We start from the raw sequence: 15061 nt of genomic DNA, 5'->3' as shown, positions 1-15061 counted from the left end.
GCGGTGGGGGTGCCGGCCGGTCTGGAGGCCGCGGGCGCCTCGCCGGGCCAACCCTGTGACCGGCGGTGAGTCCAGCGGGGAGAATAGGGCCCGTGCGCTATCGCGTTCTCGGCACCACCCAGGTACTCCGTCCCGACGGTACGTCCGTCCCGGTGGGCGGAGCGCGGTTGCGCGCGCTGCTGACCGTGCTCGCGCTCAGGCCCGGACGGACGGTGCCGGTCGGGGTGCTGGTCGACGAGGTGTGGGACGGGGATTCACCTGCCGACGCCACCGCCGCGCTCCAGGCGCTGGTCGGGCGGCTCCGGCGGGCCCTGGGGGCCGACGCGGTCGCCTCGGCGGAGGGCGGGTACCGGCTCGCCGCCACGCCCGACGACATCGACCTGCACCGCTTCGAACGCCTGACCGGGGAGGGGCTGCGCGCCCTGGCCGACGGCGACGCGGCGAAGGCGGCCACGGTCCTCGACGACGCCCTCGCGCTGTGGCACGGCCCCGCTCTCGCCGACCTGCCCGACCGCACCGCCGAGACCGCCCGCTGCGACAACCGCCGCCTGGACGCCCTGCGCGCCCGGCACACCGCCGCCCTCGCCCTCGGACACGCCGAAGGGGCGCTGCCCGAGCTGACCGCCCTGTGCGACACCCACCCCCTGGACGAACCCCTCCAGACCCTGCGGCTGCGCGCCCTGCGCGACGCGGGCCGCACGGCGGAGGCACTGGCCGCCTACGAGGACGTACGACAGCTCCTCGCCGAACGGCTCGGCTCCGACCCCGGGCCCGAACTACGGGCGTTGCACGTCGAGTTGCTGTCCCCGCAGACGGTGCCGGCAGCGGTGCGCCCGTCCGGGCCGGCCCCGGGCAACCTCCCCGCCCGCCTCACCTCCTTCGTCGGCCGGGAGGCCGACATCGAGGCACTCCGGTCGGACCTCGCGACGGCCCGGCTGGTCACGCTGCTCGGACCCGGCGGAGCGGGGAAGACCCGGCTGTCGCAGGAGGCCGCCGAAGCCGTGCGGGGCACGGCCCGGGACGGGGTGTGGCTGGCCGAGCTGGCGCCCGTCGACGACCCGGAAGCCGTACCGGAGGCCGTGCTCACCGCGATCGGCGCCCGCGAGACCGTGCTGCACGGCGCCGGCGCCGAGGGCCTGCGGGCCGTCGCCGACCGGCACGACGACCCCGTCGAACGGCTCGTCGAGCACTGCGGCCGGCGCCGCATGCTGATCGTCCTGGACAACTGCGAGCACGTGGTGGACGGGGCGGCCCGCCTCGCGGAGCGGCTGCTGGCCCGCTGCCCGGAGGTCACCGTGCTCGCCACCAGCCGGGAACCCCTCGGCGTCCCCGGCGAACTGCTGCGCCCCGTGGAACCGCTGCCCGAGCCGGTCGCGCTGCGGCTGCTCGCCGACCGCGGCGCGGCCGCCCGGCCCGGCTTCCGCACCGAGGACGACCCGGAGGCGTGCGCCGAGATATGCCGGCGCCTCGACGGCCTGCCCCTCGCCATCGAACTCGCCGCCGCCCGGCTCCGGATGCTCACGCCCCGCCAGATCGTCGACCGCCTCGACGACCGCTTCCGGCTGCTCACCTCCGGCAGCCGCACCGTGCTGCCCCGCCAGCAGACCCTGCGGGCCGTCGTCGACTGGTCCTGGGACCTGCTCGACGCGGGCGAACGCGAGGTGCTGCGCTGCCTGTCGGTCTTCGCGGGCGGCTGCGACCTCGCCGCCGCCGAGGCGGTGTGCGGACCGGACGCCTTCGACGCGCTGGGCTCCCTGGTCGACAAGTCCCTGGTCGTCGCCGCCTCCGCCCCCGACGGCGGGATGCGCTACCGGCTCCTGGAGACCGTCGCCGAGTACGCGGGAGAACGGCTCGACGAGTCCGGCAGGCGCAAGGAGACCGAGCGCGCCCACCTGACGTACTTCCGTGAACTCGCCCGCGCCACCGACCCGTTGCTGCGCGGCACCGAGCAGGGCACCGCCATCGAGCGGCTCCAGCTGGAGTACGAGAACCTGCGCACCGCCCTGCGCCGCGCCGTCGCCGCGCAGGACGAGCAGGAGGCGATCTGCCTGATCCTCTCGCTGGCCTGGTACTGGCAGATGCGCGACCTGCGCATCGAGGCCCGCAACCTGTGCCGGGAGGTCATGGCGCTCGGCCCCGACCCGTTCGACGAGCCCGTACGCCGCGCCGCACCGGTGTGGCAGCGCTGCACCGACGTCCCGCCCCCGTACACCGGCGAACTGCTCGACGAAGCCCGGCGCGGGCTGCACCTGGCCCATCTCGCCTGCATGGACACCGAACTGGACGCCTGGCAGACCCCCGAGGCCCAGGCGAAGCTGCGCGTCATCACCGAGGTGTACGAACCCGGCCTGCCGCAGACCTGCCGTCCCCCCGGCATGCTGTGGTTCTACGCCGTGCTGCTGACCGGCGGCATGGAGCGGCTGCGTACCATCATCGACGCCTGCGTGCAGACCTCCCGGGAGGCCCCGGGCTTCGAATGGGAACTGGCCTCCACCCTCCAGATGCGGGCCAACATGCTCGCCAACCGCAGCGAGTGGGCGGGCGACGCCAGGCGCGACGCCGACGAGGCACTGGAGATTTTCCAGCGCCTCGGCGACGCCTGGGGCGCCGCCGAGGCGCTCTCCGCGCGCGGCGAGTCCTACGAGCGCAAGGGCGAGTACGACTCGGCCGCCGCCGACTTCCGGGCGGCCATCGAGCAGGCCGACCGCCTCGGCGCCCGCGCCCAGACGGCGGTGCTCGGCGTCCGCCTGGCCGCAGTGCTCCTGGAGACGGGCGAGCCGGAGGCCGGCGAGCGCATGCTGCGCGAGATCATCGCACGCCAGGACGGCAGCACCAGCGAAGCGCTGCCCATGGCCCGCCTGTTCCTCTCCGGCTGGCTCTCGCTCACCGATCGCGTCGCGGAGGCCCGCGAGCAGCTCCACCTGCTCCGCCAGGACTTCCAGATCTCGCACTTCGTCGTCTTCGACGCCTTCATCCTCGGCCAGGAGGCCTGGGTGAACGCCGTCGACGGCCGCCCCGACGAAGCCCTGGACAAGATCAGGCGGGCGCTGGAGCAGGCCGGCGACCCGCTGGCCGAGACCATCGCCCCGCACCTGCGGACCCTGTATCTCGCCATCGCCGCGACGGCCCTGGCCGGGGTCGACGGCGGCGCCCGTGCCCGCGACGCCGCCCGCTGCCTGGGCGCCGCCGACGTGCTGCTGCCGTCCGGCCATGTCAAGGGGATCCTTGAGCGCGCGGTGCGCGGACGCACCGAGGCGGCCATCCGGGCCGTGCTCGACGAGGAGACGTACGACTCCGCGTACGCGGAAGGCGGTGGCCTCTCCCTCGCGGAGGCCACCGCCCTGGTCTGACGCGTCCGGCCGGGCCGGCGCGTACGTCGGTTCGCGGTTCGTCGGTTCGCGGTTCGTCAGTTCTTGGTACGGAACTTGTGGATCGCGATCGGCGCCATCACCAGGGTGAGCCCCACCGACCAGATCACCGTCACCCACAGGTCGTGCGCGACCGGGCCGCCCTCCATCAGTCCGCGCGCGCTGTCCGCCAGCGCGGACAGCGGGTTGTAGTCGGTGAAGTTCTGCAACCAGCCCGGCATCGTGGCGGTCGGAGCGAAGATCGAGGAGCCGAACTGGAGCGGCATCAGTACCAGGAAGCCCATGGCCTGCACGGACTGCGCGTTCTTCATCGTCACGCCGAGCGTGAGGAACACCCACATCAGGGCCGAGCCGAACAGGGCGGACAGTCCCACGGAGGCGAACAGACCGGGCCAGCTGGAGATGTGGTAGCCCACGAGGACGGCGACCACCATCTGCACCGCGGTCGCGGCCAGCATCCGCATCAGCTCCACCGCGATCTTGGCGAAGAGCACGGAGCCGCGGCCGATGGGCAGGGACCGGAAGCGGTCCATGACACCGGAGTTGAAGTCCGTGTTGAAGCCGGTGCCCACCCCCTGGGCCATGTTCATGCCCATCATGGCCATCAGGCCGGGCACGACGTACTGGATGTACTGGTCCTGGCCGCCGCCCATGGACTTGCCGATCGAGCCGCCGAAGACGTACACGAACAGCAGCGTGAAGATCACCGGGAACAGGATGGCGTCGAACATCGACTCCGGGTCCTGCCGGATCCACAGCAGGTTGCGACGGATCAGCGCGCCGGTGTGGCGCAGATGGGCGCGGAGCGGGATGGGGGTGTCGGTCTTCGCGGCGGCGGCTGTCGGGGTGAGAGTGGCGGCGCTCATGCGGCGACCTCCTGTCGGGTGTCGGCGAGCGTGGCGTCCTGCGGGGCACTGGCGCGGTGGCCGGTGAGGGACAGGAACACCTCGTCCAGGCTGGGCAGTTCGGTGGTGATGGAGGTGATCGTGATGCCGCGCGCGGTGACCGCGCCGACCACGGCGGTCAGCTGCTCGTCGCTGAGGATCGGCACCAGCAGGGTGCCGTTGCCGGTGTCCACGGTGGTGGCGGCCAGGCCGGTGATGCCGAGTTCGTCGAGCATGTGGGCGAGCGGGCGCAGCTCCAGCGGATCGGCCGGCCGCACGCGCAGGGTGCGTCCGCCGACCTTGGCCTTCAGCTCCTCGATGCCGCCCTTGGCGATGACCTGGCCGCGGTCCACCACGGTCAGCTCCGAGGCCAGTTGCTCGGCCTCCTCCATGTACTGGGTGGTCAGCAGGACGGTGACGCCGTCCCCGACCATGGCCTTGACCTCGTCCCACACCTCGTTGCGGGTACGGGGGTCGAGTCCCGTCGTCGGCTCGTCGAGGAACAGCACCTGGGGCCGGCCGATCATGGATGCGGCGAGGTCGAGCCTGCGTCGCATACCGCCGGAGTAGGTGCTTGCCGGGCGCTTGGCGGCCTCCGTGAGGGAGAACCGCTCCAGCAGCTCGTCGGCGCGGGCGCGGGCGTCCTTGCGCGGCAGATCGAGCAGCCGTCCGATCATGTAGAGGTTCTCCCAGCCGGGGAGCTTCTCGTCCACCGAGGCGTACTGCCCGGTGAGCCCGATCACCCGGCGCAGCTGCCGGGGCTGCCGTACGACGTCGTAGCCGGTGACGGTCGCCTGTCCGGCGTCGGGGGCCAGCAGGGTGGACAGGATCCTTACGAGGGTGGTCTTCCCGGCTCCGTTCGGCCCGAGCACACCCATCACGGTGCCCTCGCGCACGTCCAGGTCCACCCCGTCCAGCGCCTTGGTCTCGCCGTAGTGCTTGACCAGCCCCCGCACGGTGACGGCGTGGCCCGCGCCGGTGGGGTTGTTGTCGATTCGCGTCATGCCGATGACGGTGCCAGCCCCGACCGACAAACCACCGACAAGCCGCCTACACATCTCCGACGGTCACCGCTGGGGGCTCCGCCCCGACCCTTCTCAGCCCGTCCGGCGTTTGAGGACGAGGCCGTTCAGGCCGACGGGGTCCGGGGCGGAGCCCAGGCGGGGTGCAGGGGCGCAGCCCCGCGGGGGTTCGGGGGCGCAGCCCCCGGCGGGGTCGAAGGGGCGGAGCCCCTGGGGATGGGAACGGGTAGGGGCGGCGGGGGCGAGGAAACGGCGGGAAACAAGGCGGCAGCCCGCCGACGGGGGAAGATCGGCGGGCTGCCTGTGGTGCGGGCAATGGTCCTAGTGGACGGAGTGCTCCTCCAGCGGGAACGTTCCGCCGACGACATCCTCCGCGAACGCCTTCGCCGCGCCGCCCATGACCTCACGCAGATCGGCGTACTTCTTGACGAACTTCGGCACCCGCCCGGACGTCAGCCCGAGCATGTCGGTCCACACCAGGACCTGCGCGTCCGTCTCCGGCCCGGCCCCGATGCCGACGGTCGGGATGTGCAGCACCCGCGTCACCTCGGCCGCCAGCTCCGCCGGCACCAGCTCCAGCACCACCGCGAACGCGCCCGCGTCCTGCACGGCCTTGGCGTCGCGCAGCAACTGCTGCGCCGCCTCCTCGCCGCGCCCCTGCACGCGGTAGCCCATGGCGTTGACGGACTGCGGGGTCAGGCCGATGTGGGCCATGACCGGGATGCCGGATTCCACCAGCAGCCGGATCTGCTCGTGCGAGCGCTCGCCGCCCTCCAGCTTCACGGCGCCGACACCCGCCTCCTTCACCAGCCGGGTCGCCGAGCGCAGCGCCTGCACCGGACCCTCCTGGTAGGAGCCGAAGGGCAGGTCGCCGACGATCAGGGCGCGGTTCGTACCCCGTACGACGGCCGCCGACAGCATGGTCATCTCGTCGAGGGTGACGGGCACGGTCGTCTCGTACCCGAGGTGGCAGTTGCCGGCGGAGTCGCCGACCAGCATGACCGGGATGCCCGCCTCGTCGAACACGGACGCGGTCATCGCGTCGTAGGCGGTGAGCATGGGCCACTTCTCGCCGCGTTCCTTGGCGAGGGCGATGTCGCGGACGGTGATGCGGCGCGTGCCCTTGCCCCCGTACAGCGACTTGCTGCCGTCGGAGGGCTTCGTCTGGGCAGCCGAAAGCTGCGTCATTGCAACGGCTCCTAACGTCATCTCGAGGCGCCCTGACGGCGTCCCCGGACCGCCTCCCATGGTGGCACCTCGTGCCAGACAGGGCCAGGGGGACCCCGCGTGATCCCTCGCGCACGGCTTGCGCCCCGCTTGCGCGGAGCGCCGCATTTGTAAGGTGTCGGTAAAGGAATTCAGATACGAGACGGTGCCGTATTGGAATTGCCCTAGGCTCTGCCGCATGACTACTCCTGCCGTCCCTGCCCGCCGGATACCGGAAGAGGTCCATCGGCGCCGCTGGGCGATCCTCGGCGTGCTGATGCTGAGCCTGCTCATCGTGGTGCTGGACAACTCGATCCTGAACGTCGCCATCAAGACGATCTCCACGCCGGCGCCGACCGGTCTGGGTGCCACCCAGAGCGAGATCGAGTGGGCGATCAACTCCTACACCCTCGTCTTCGCGGGCCTCCTCTTCACCGCCGGTCTGATCGGCGACCGGCTCGGCCGCAAGAAGGTTCTGCTCGGCGGGCTCATAGTGTTCGGCATCGGCTCGGCCCTGGCCGCCGAGTCCGGCTCACCCGGCCAGCTCATCGCCTACCGCGCCCTGATGGCCCTCGGTGCCGCGTTCGTCATGCCCGCCACCCTCGCCGTCCTGATGAACGTCTTCGAGCGCGAGGAGCAGCCCAAGGCCATCGGCATCTGGGCGGGCGGCGTCGGCCTCGCCATCGCCATCGGCCCGATCACCGGCGGCGCGCTGCTCGACCACTTCTGGTGGGGCTCGGTCTTCCTCATCAACGTGCCCATCGTGATCCTCGCGCTCGGCCTGATGCTCTGGCTGGTGCCCGACTCCCGCGACCCGAGCCCCGGCCGCCTCGACCCCGTCGGCGTCGTGCTGTCCGTCGTCGGCCTGGTCCTGCTCGTCTACGGCATCATCAAGGGCGGCGAGCTGGCCGACTTCACGGACCCCAAGGTGCTGGCGACCATCGCGGCCGGCCTGGCCGTCCTCACCGGCTTCGTGATCTTCGAGAAGCGCAGCGACCACCCGTCCCTGGACGTCTCCTACTTCAAGAACAAGGTCTTCTCGGCCGCCATGAGCGCCATCGCGCTGGTCTTCTTCGCGCTGATGGGCGTGACCTTCTTCTCGGTCTTCTACACCCAGAGCGTGCGCGGCTACTCGCCGCTCCAGTCCGGTCTGCTGATGCTGCCGCTGGCCGCCGCTCAGATGATCTTCGCGCCGCGGGCCCGGCTGGTGGTCGACCGGTTCGGCAACAAGGCCACCACCACGGCGGGCCTGGTGGTGATCGCGGGCACGCTGGCCGCCTTCGCCACCTTCGAGGCCGACACGCCGATCTGGCTGCTGGAGGTCGTCTTCTTCCTCATGGGCACCGGCATGGCGCACATCATGACGCCGACCTCCGTCGTCATCATGCAGGCCCTGCCGCGGGAGAAGGCCGGTTCGGCCTCCGCCCTCAGCAACACCTTCCGCCAGGTCGGCGGCGCCCTCGGCATCGCCGTACTCGGCTCGGTCCTGTCCACCTCCTACCGCAACGGCATCGAGGACAAGCTGGGCCTGCTGCCGGCCGGCCTCAGGGACACGGCGGGCGAGTCCATCGGGGCCACCCTCGGCGTCGCCGAGAAGCTCGGCCCCCAGGGCAAGGCTCTCGTCGGCCCGGCCAACGACGCCTTCCTGCACGCCATGCACATGACCGCGCTGTGCGGCACCGGCGTCGCGCTCATCGGCGCGGTCGTGGTGGCCCTCTTCCTGCCGGGCAAGCCGCCGACGCGTCAGGAGGACACGGAGGAGCCGCAGTTGGTGGCGGCCGGAGAGTAGCCCGTGCACGGGGGAGACTCGATCGACGGGGGAGGAGGCAGCTGCGCGACAATCGGTGCGCAGCAGGCGAAAGGACGGAACGACGTGAGCCTTGCCGACAGCGGGCCCCGGCCGAGCGCCCCCACCCGGGGCCGCCCCCGCAGCGAGGCGGTGGAACAGGCCATCCTCGAGGGTGTGATGCGACTCCTCGAGGAGGGCGTGTCGCTGGCCGAACTCTCCATCGAGCGCATCGCCCGCACCGCCGGGGTCGGCAAGGCGACCATCTACCGCCGCTGGAGCGGCAAGGAGGAGCTGTTCGTCGACGTCATGCGCGCCGCCGAACCCGAGGACCCCGAGCTCCCCGGCACCTCGATGCGGGACGACCTGGTGGTGCTGCTGGAGGCGCTGCGCCGGCGCGGCCTGGTCAGCCGGTCCTCGGCGATCCTGCACAACGTGCACGCGCAGATGAAGAGCAGCCCCAAGCTCTGGGCCGCCTACCACGCCAATGTGATAACTCCCCGGCGCAACATCGGACTCGAGGTTCTGCGCCGGGGGCAGCGCAACGGCGAGCTCCGCGCGGACGTGGACCTGGAACTGGTCAACGACATGTTCGTCGGCCCCATGCTCACCCGCTCCCTCCTGCGCCCCGACGCCGACCTCCCCGAGGGGCTCGCGGAACAGATCGTCGACACGGTTCTCGAAGGCCTACGGCCCGTCAGCTCGCCGGACCTCTAGGGCCGAGCAGCCTAATGTGCGCGTTTCGTCACAGTCAGGGTTGGTCGCCCCCGTAACCGGAACTCCCCGCGCCGACTTGTTCGTCCTCGTGCCCGTACGGCCGTCATGGACGGCGGGACCGAAGCCGATCATCCCCTAGGGTCGGAAGAACACATGGGGACGACGGTGTGCACGGCAGGCAGTGAGGCAGACGGTATGGCGCAGCAGGCGTACGTGACGGAGACGGACAACGGCGGCTCGGGGCCCGAGCGTCGGGGGTCTCGGCTCCGGCGCCTGGTGACCGGGTTCCTCGAGGGCTGGCGCGGTGACCCGCGTGTCTGGCGCCGGGGCATCGTCCTCGCGGTGCTCGCGCTGCTGCTCGCCCTGGTGATGCTGCTGCACTCGCACATCCCCAACCGGATCGGCAATCTCGGCAGCCTCACCGAGACCTTCCTGCCCTGGCTGGGGCTGGCGGTCCCGGTACTGCTGGTCCTGGGGCTGGTGCGGAAGTCGGCGACGGCACTGATCGCCGTGCTGCTGCCGGCGATCGTATGGCTGAACCTCTTCGGGGGGCTGCTGACCGACAAGTCGGGCGGCGGCGGCGATCTGGTGGTGGCCACGCACAACGTCAACGCCGACAACCCGGACCCGTCCGGCACCGCGCGGGACGTGGCCTCCTCCGGCGCGGACGTGCTGGCGCTGGAGGAACTGAAGGCGTCCGCCGTGCCGGTGTACGAGAAGGCGCTGGCGTCGACGTACAAGTACCACTCGGTGCAGGGCACGGTCGGGCTGTGGAGCAAGTACCCGCTGAGCGGCGCCCGGGCCGTGGACATCAAGCTGGGCTGGACGCGGGCCATGCGCGCCACGGTGGCGACCCCGAAGGGGCCGGTCGCGGTGTACGTCGCCCATATGCCGTCGGTGCGGGTGAAGATGGAGGCCGGGTTCACCGCCCGGCAGCGCGACACGAGCGCCGACGCGCTGGGCGAGGCGATCGCAGACGAGACGGTCAAGCAGGTCGTGCTGCTCGGTGACCTGAACGGCACGATGAACGACCGCGCCCTCAACGCCGTCACCTCCCAGATGCGTTCGACGCAGGGCGCGGCGGGCAGCGGCTTCGGCTTCAGCTGGCCGGCGTCGTTCCCGATGGCCCGGATCGACCAGATCATGGTCAAGGGCATCGAACCGGAAAGCTCCTGGACCCTCCCGCGGACGGGCAGTGACCATCTGCCGGTGGCGGCGCGTGTGAAGGTCACCACATCGGCAACCGGGTCTTAACCTGCTGGAATACTGGCTCTGAGAGCGTTTGTTCCGTACTTGAACATAGTGATACGACTGAGAGATGCGACTGAGAAGTCGAGTCACTGCACGGAACTGCACGGAACTGCTCTGAGAGGTCCCCTCATGCCCCTGGCCCTGCTAGCCCTTGCCGTGGGCGCCTTCGGCATCGGTACGACCGAGTTCGTGATCATGGGCCTGCTGCCCGAGGTCGCGGACGACCTGAACATCTCGATCCCCACCGCCGGGCACCTGGTCTCGGCATACGCGCTGGGCGTCGTCATCGGCGCCCCGCTGCTCGCCGCGGTCACCGCGCGGATGTCCCGCCGTACGGTGCTGATCGGCCTGATGGCCCTGTTCGTCGTGGGCAACGTGCTCTCCGCGTTCGCCCCCGGCAACGAGTCGCTGCTGGCCGCCCGCTTCCTCAGCGGCCTGCCGCACGGCGCCTTCTTCGGCGTGGGCGCGGTGGTAGCGACGACCATGGTGCCGCCGGAGCGCAAGGCCCGCTCCGTGTCCCTGATGTTCCTGGGGCTGACGGTGGCGAACATCGCCGGTGTCCCCGTCGCCACCCTCGTGGGCCAGCACCTGGGCTGGCGGGCGACGTTCCTGGGCGTCAGCGTGATCGGCCTGGCGGCGATAGCCTCGCTCGCCGCGCTGATCCCCCACGACCACACCCACGCGACCGCGGCCGGTCTGCGCGGCGAACTGGCCGCCCTGCGTTCCCTGCCGGTCTGGCTGGCCCTCGGCACGACGGTGGCCGGCTTCGGCGCCCTGTTCTCGGCGTACAGCTACGTCACGCCGATGCTGACGGACTCCGCCGGGTTCGCCGAGTCCAGCGTGACGCTGCTGCTCGCGCTGTTCGGCGTCGGCGCCACCGTCGGCAACCTGCTCGGCGGCCGCCTGGCCGACCACTCGCTGCGCGGCACCCTGTTCGGCGGCCTCACCTCCCTGGCCGCGGTCCTGCTGCTGTTCCCGGTCCTCATGCGGGCGGAGTGGAGCGCGGCCCTCGGGGTCGCCCTCCTCGGCATGGCCGCGTTCATCACCGGCTCCCCGCTCCAGCTCATGGTCATGGAGAAGGCCTCCGCGGCCCCCTCCCTGGCCTCCTCCGCCAACCAGGCCGCCTTCAACCTGGCCAACGCCGGCGGCGCGTGGATCGGCGGGCTGGCCCTGGCGGCGGGCTTCGGCACGACGTCCCCGGCGGTGGCCGGTGCGGCGCTGGCGGTACTGGGACTGGGGGTGGCCGGCGTGGCGTATGCCGTGGACCGGCGCCGGGAGGTTGCCCGGGCAGGCCGGGTGGTCGCCACCCACGTGCCTGAGCAGTCGGGCGTGTTGCACCACTGACCCAGCCTGCGATCAAGGGCACACCTGAAGTCCGACGGGGTGTTCTCCACTGCGGGAGAACGCCCCGTCTCCGGTTTCCTGTGGGACCGGAGCGGTCACGGACACCGGTCACAGTCCTGGGGGTGCTGTCCGCGCCGAGCAGTCGGTCGCCCGGCAGCAACTGCGAAGCGACGATCCGGCCACGCTCGGCTGTACGGACCTTGTGCCCAGCGGTGGTGTCCAGGATGCCGCCACCAGCCAGGCCGATGGTCATCAGCCGGTCAGTGCTGTGCCGGTAGGTATCCGTGATGGGCTCGGAACACAGGCTGCCGGTGTTCGGGTCGGCCGCCAGCACCCGGTCGCCCACATGGAGTGAGCTGATCGGCCGGTGCGACCCGTCGGCAGGTAGACGGTATCGGCGTCGGGCAGCCCGCCTCAGTGGCAGGCACGTCAGAGTTGACGCACGTGTAGAAGCTGACGACCGCGTCGAAGTGCACTTCGTACACCAGGTCACACGGAAGGTTCGAGCAGTCGTCCGGCAAACGCTCCGGGTCACCCCTCTGCTTGATGTCGTCGATGCCGGAGAGACTCCACGTCGGCCGGCGGCAGACGTGGGTGTGGTGGGGGTGTTCACGCCGCCGGAGTGCGGCTCGTTCCCTTTGTGCCGGCCATCCGGCTGATCACTGGCGCTATCGTTTCGACGGGTCTGGTCCGGGCGATCGTCCGGCTCTGCGCCGCTGTCTGACGCAGGGTCATCAACCGACGGGGAGTCGGACATGCCCAGGACTGGCCTTCCCCTGACTACTACTAGAGTCACGCATTGGAAAACTCGATGAAGTCAACCGTTCTGAGCCGCATCGGTCTCCTCGCCGGTGCCACCGTCACCGCTGCGACGGTGGCCACTTCGCCCGCCGCTGCCATCACCTACGGGTACGGGCCCTGGTACAACGGCTCCCAGCGAGGAGCTGTCGCCTACTTCGAGAAGCACGGCGACCACTTCAAGGTCTGCGACACCAAGTCCGACGGCCGGTACGCGACGATCTACGTCTACGACGAGACGGCGAAGCGTTACCAGATGAGCCTGAGCGACACGAAGAACGACGGCAAGTGCCACTACTCCTCAGCTGCGGACGGGGGTTACTTCAACCTCCCGGAGAACCACTGGTTCCAGATCACCGTCCGGGTGGTGCCGGACTACGGCAACGGGTACGGCGAGGAGTCGTACGAGATAGTCAACAACGCCTGACCTGAGGTCCACACTCGCGGATCGGCCGCAGCCCCTGTGAGAGGGGGCCCCGATGGGTCATCGCTCGGGGCGGGGCGCACGCCGCCGGGGCCCTTCGGAGGGGCCCCGGCGGAGAGCCGCACGATCATGCCCGACGGTCGTTGCCGTCCGCTGGGCTTGGCAGGTCGAACCGGGCCAGGTCCCGCAGCCACGCCCGCGCGTTGCCGTCCGACGGCGCACGCCAGTCGCCGCGCGGTGAGAGCGAACCGCCGGCCGAGACCTTCGGACCGTTCGGCATGGCCGATCGCTTGAACTGCGCGAACCCGAAGAAGCGACGGCAGAAGACCTCCAGCCACCGCCGGATCTCCGCCAGGTCGTACGCCACCCGCTTGGCCTCCGGGAAGCCGGGCGGCCACTCGCCGGACTCCGCGTCATGCCAGGCGTGCCACGCCAGGAACGCGATCTTCGACGGCCGGAAGCCGTAGCGCAGCACGTGGAAGAGCGTGAAGTCGTGCAGCGCGTACGGGCCGATCTTGGACTCGGTGGACTGCATCTCCTCACCCGGTACGAGCTCCGGGCTGATCTCGGTGTCGAGGATCGCTGCAAGGGTCTTGCCGGTCTCCTCGTCGAACTGGCCGCTGCTGATGACCCAGCGGATCAGGTGCTGGATCAGCGTCTTCGGCACGCCCGAGTTGACGTTGTAGTGGCTCATCTGGTCGCCGACGCCGTACGTGGACCAGCCGAGCGCCAGCTCCGACAGGTCGCCGGTCCCGAGCACGATGCCGCCGCGCTGGTTGGCGAGCCGGAAGAGGTAGTCGGTGCGCAGACCCGCCTGCACGTTCTCGAAGGTGACGTCGTACACCGGCTCGCCGGACGCGAACGGGTGGCCCATCTCCTTCAGCATCAGCCGCGCGGTGGGTGTGATGTCCAGCTCGGCCGCGGTGACGCCGAGGGAGTTCATCAGCTTGTGGGCGTTGTCCTTGGTGTGGTCGCTGGTGGCGAAGCCGGGCAGCGTCCAGGCCAGGATGTCGCTGCGCGGGCGGCCGGCGCGGTCCATCGCGCGGGCGGCGACGATCAGCGCGTGCGTGGAGTCGAGACCGCCGGACACCCCGATGACCACCTTCGGGCCGCCGATCGCCGCCAGTCGCTGCTGGAGGCCCTCGACCTGGATGTTGTACGCCTCGTAGCAGTCCAGGGCGAGCCGGTCGGGGTCGGCCGGCACGAACGGGAAGCGCTCCAGGCGACGGCGCAGCCCCAGGTCGGTGAGCGGCGGATCGAGCTCGAAGGCGACCGTCCGGAAGTCGCCGGTCCGTGCGCGGTGCGTGCGGCGGTTGTCGTCGAACGTGCCCATCCGCTGCCGCTCCTGCCGCAGCAGGTCGAGGTCCACGTCGGCCACCGCGTAACTGTCGCCGAGCGGGAACCGCTCGGTCTCCGCCAGCAGCACGCCGTTCTCGTAGACCATGGCCTGGCCGTCCCAGGACAGGTCGGTGGTCGACTCGCCGAGGCCGGCCGCCGCGTAGACGTACGCGGCGAGACAGCGGGAGGACGCCGAGCGGCACAGCAGCTTGCGGTCCTCGGCCCGCCCGACCGTGATCGGGCTGCCCGAGAGATTGACGAGGACGGTCGCACCGGCGAGGGACGCCTCCGCGCTGGGCGGCACCGGCACCCACATGTCCTCGCAGATCTCCGCGTGCAGCACGAGACCCGGGACGTCGTCCGCCGCGAACAGCAGATCCACGCCGAACGGCACGGACTCGCCGCCGACCCGGATCGACCCGCCGCGCTCGTCGGCGCCGTCGGCGATCTGCCGGCGCTCGTAGAACTCCCGGTAGTTCGGGGGATACGACTTGGGCACGACACCGAGGACACGGCCCCGGTGCACGATCACCGCGCAGTTGTAGACCCGGTTGCGGTGGCGCAGCGGGGCGCCGACGACCAGCACCGGCAGCAGCCCCGCCGAGCCGGCCACCACCTCCTGGACCGCTTCCTCGACTTGATCGAGCAGCGCGTCCTGGAGCAGCAGGTCCTCGATCGAGTAGCCGCACAGGCACATCTCCGGGAAGACGGCGACGGCGACCCCTTCCTCGGCGCACCGGCGTGCGTGGCGAAGGACCGCTTCGGCGTTGGCGTGCGGGTCCGCGATGACGGTGTGACCCGTACACGCGGCGACGCGTGCGAAGCCGTGCTGATAGATCGACCAGAAGTTCAACGGAGGCACCCGCCCAGTGTAATCGTCAGAGCGACACGATGGGGTGGCGGGTCTCCCCACCCACGCCGAA

Annotated in this window: 10 protein-coding genes; 6 read left to right on the top strand and 4 right to left on the bottom strand. The window is 71.0% G+C overall.

All coding sequences use genetic code 11. From position 1 onward, the window contains the following. The first annotated feature begins 83 nt into the window (after nucleotides 1-83). Nucleotides 84-3350, top strand: a complete 3267-nt coding sequence (locus tag ACWGJM_RS33270; protein ID WP_453415504.1) for a BTAD domain-containing putative transcriptional regulator — start codon at nucleotides 84-86, stop codon at nucleotides 3348-3350. 56 nt (nucleotides 3351-3406) lie between these two features. Here ACWGJM_RS33270 and ACWGJM_RS33265 read toward each other — a convergent pair whose 3' ends face one another. From ACWGJM_RS33265 to panB, 3 genes are all read right to left on the bottom strand, one after another. Further along, entirely contained in the window at nucleotides 3407-4234 is an 828-nt protein-coding gene (locus tag ACWGJM_RS33265) for an ABC transporter permease (RefSeq protein WP_453415468.1), read from the bottom strand. Beyond that, nucleotides 4231-5256 carry an ATP-binding cassette domain-containing protein gene (locus ACWGJM_RS33260; protein ID WP_453415467.1) on the bottom strand — a complete coding sequence of 342 codons (1026 nt, stop codon included), beginning with the start codon at nucleotides 5254-5256 and terminating at the stop codon, nucleotides 4231-4233. Before ACWGJM_RS33260 ends, ACWGJM_RS33265 begins: the two co-directional genes overlap by 4 nt. Before the next feature lie 339 nt (nucleotides 5257-5595). Continuing rightward, nucleotides 5596-6462 (bottom strand): 3-methyl-2-oxobutanoate hydroxymethyltransferase, encoded by an 867-nt coding sequence (gene panB / locus ACWGJM_RS33255; protein WP_453415466.1) that lies wholly within the window; start codon nucleotides 6460-6462, stop codon nucleotides 5596-5598. 217 nt (nucleotides 6463-6679) lie between these two features. On the opposite strand from panB, the gene ACWGJM_RS33250 reads away from it, so the two are divergent. The 5 genes from ACWGJM_RS33250 to ACWGJM_RS33230 all read left to right on the top strand — a co-directional run bounded on the left by ACWGJM_RS33250 (nucleotide 6680) and on the right by ACWGJM_RS33230 (nucleotide 12803). Further along, on the top strand, nucleotides 6680-8269 hold the full coding sequence (locus ACWGJM_RS33250; RefSeq protein ID WP_453415465.1) for an MFS transporter: 1590 nt from the start codon (nucleotides 6680-6682) through the stop codon (nucleotides 8267-8269). An 84-nt stretch (nucleotides 8270-8353) separates the two neighbouring features. Continuing rightward, nucleotides 8354-8983, top strand: a complete 630-nt coding sequence (locus ACWGJM_RS33245) for a TetR/AcrR family transcriptional regulator (RefSeq protein WP_453415464.1) — start codon at nucleotides 8354-8356, stop codon at nucleotides 8981-8983. Nucleotides 8984-9178: 195 nt separating this feature from the next. Further along, on the top strand, nucleotides 9179-10237 hold the full coding sequence (locus ACWGJM_RS33240) for an endonuclease/exonuclease/phosphatase family protein (protein WP_453415463.1): 1059 nt from the start codon (nucleotides 9179-9181) through the stop codon (nucleotides 10235-10237). 126 nt (nucleotides 10238-10363) lie between these two features. Next, nucleotides 10364-11578, top strand: coding sequence for an MFS transporter (locus ACWGJM_RS33235; RefSeq protein ID WP_453415462.1), 1215 nt, complete (start codon nucleotides 10364-10366; stop codon nucleotides 11576-11578). 811 nt (nucleotides 11579-12389) lie between these two features. Beyond that, nucleotides 12390-12803 (top strand): hypothetical protein, encoded by a 414-nt coding sequence (locus tag ACWGJM_RS33230; protein ID WP_453415461.1) that lies wholly within the window; start codon nucleotides 12390-12392, stop codon nucleotides 12801-12803. Between the two features lie 124 nt (nucleotides 12804-12927). Here the strand turns inward: ACWGJM_RS33230 and ACWGJM_RS33225 are convergent, their stop codons facing one another. Next, nucleotides 12928-15000: an NAD(+) synthase gene (locus tag ACWGJM_RS33225; protein ID WP_453415460.1), complete on the bottom strand. Its 2073-nt coding sequence runs from the start codon at nucleotides 14998-15000 to the stop codon at nucleotides 12928-12930. Nucleotides 15001-15061 lie beyond the last annotated feature (61 nt).

It is taken from the genome of Streptomyces sp. NPDC054834 (genome assembly GCF_053611185.1).
The sequence above is the reverse complement of the archived record's forward strand: the minus strand, read 5'-3'. Positions and strand labels throughout refer to the sequence as shown.

Coding starts and splice junctions, on each gene's coding strand:
- ACWGJM_RS33235 (WP_453415462.1), top strand. CDS start 10,364: ATGCCCCTGGCCCTGCTAGCCCTTGCCGTGGGCGCCTTCGGCATCGGT.
- ACWGJM_RS33240 (WP_453415463.1), top strand. CDS start 9,179: ATGGCGCAGCAGGCGTACGTGACGGAGACGGACAACGGCGGCTCGGGG.
- panB (WP_453415466.1), bottom strand. CDS start 6,462: ATGACGCAGCTTTCGGCTGCCCAGACGAAGCCCTCCGACGGCAGCAAG.
- ACWGJM_RS33260 (WP_453415467.1), bottom strand. CDS start 5,256: ATGACGCGAATCGACAACAACCCCACCGGCGCGGGCCACGCCGTCACC.
- ACWGJM_RS33265 (WP_453415468.1), bottom strand. CDS start 4,234: ATGAGCGCCGCCACTCTCACCCCGACAGCCGCCGCCGCGAAGACCGAC.
- ACWGJM_RS33250 (WP_453415465.1), top strand. CDS start 6,680: ATGACTACTCCTGCCGTCCCTGCCCGCCGGATACCGGAAGAGGTCCAT.
- ACWGJM_RS33230 (WP_453415461.1), top strand. CDS start 12,390: ATGAAGTCAACCGTTCTGAGCCGCATCGGTCTCCTCGCCGGTGCCACC.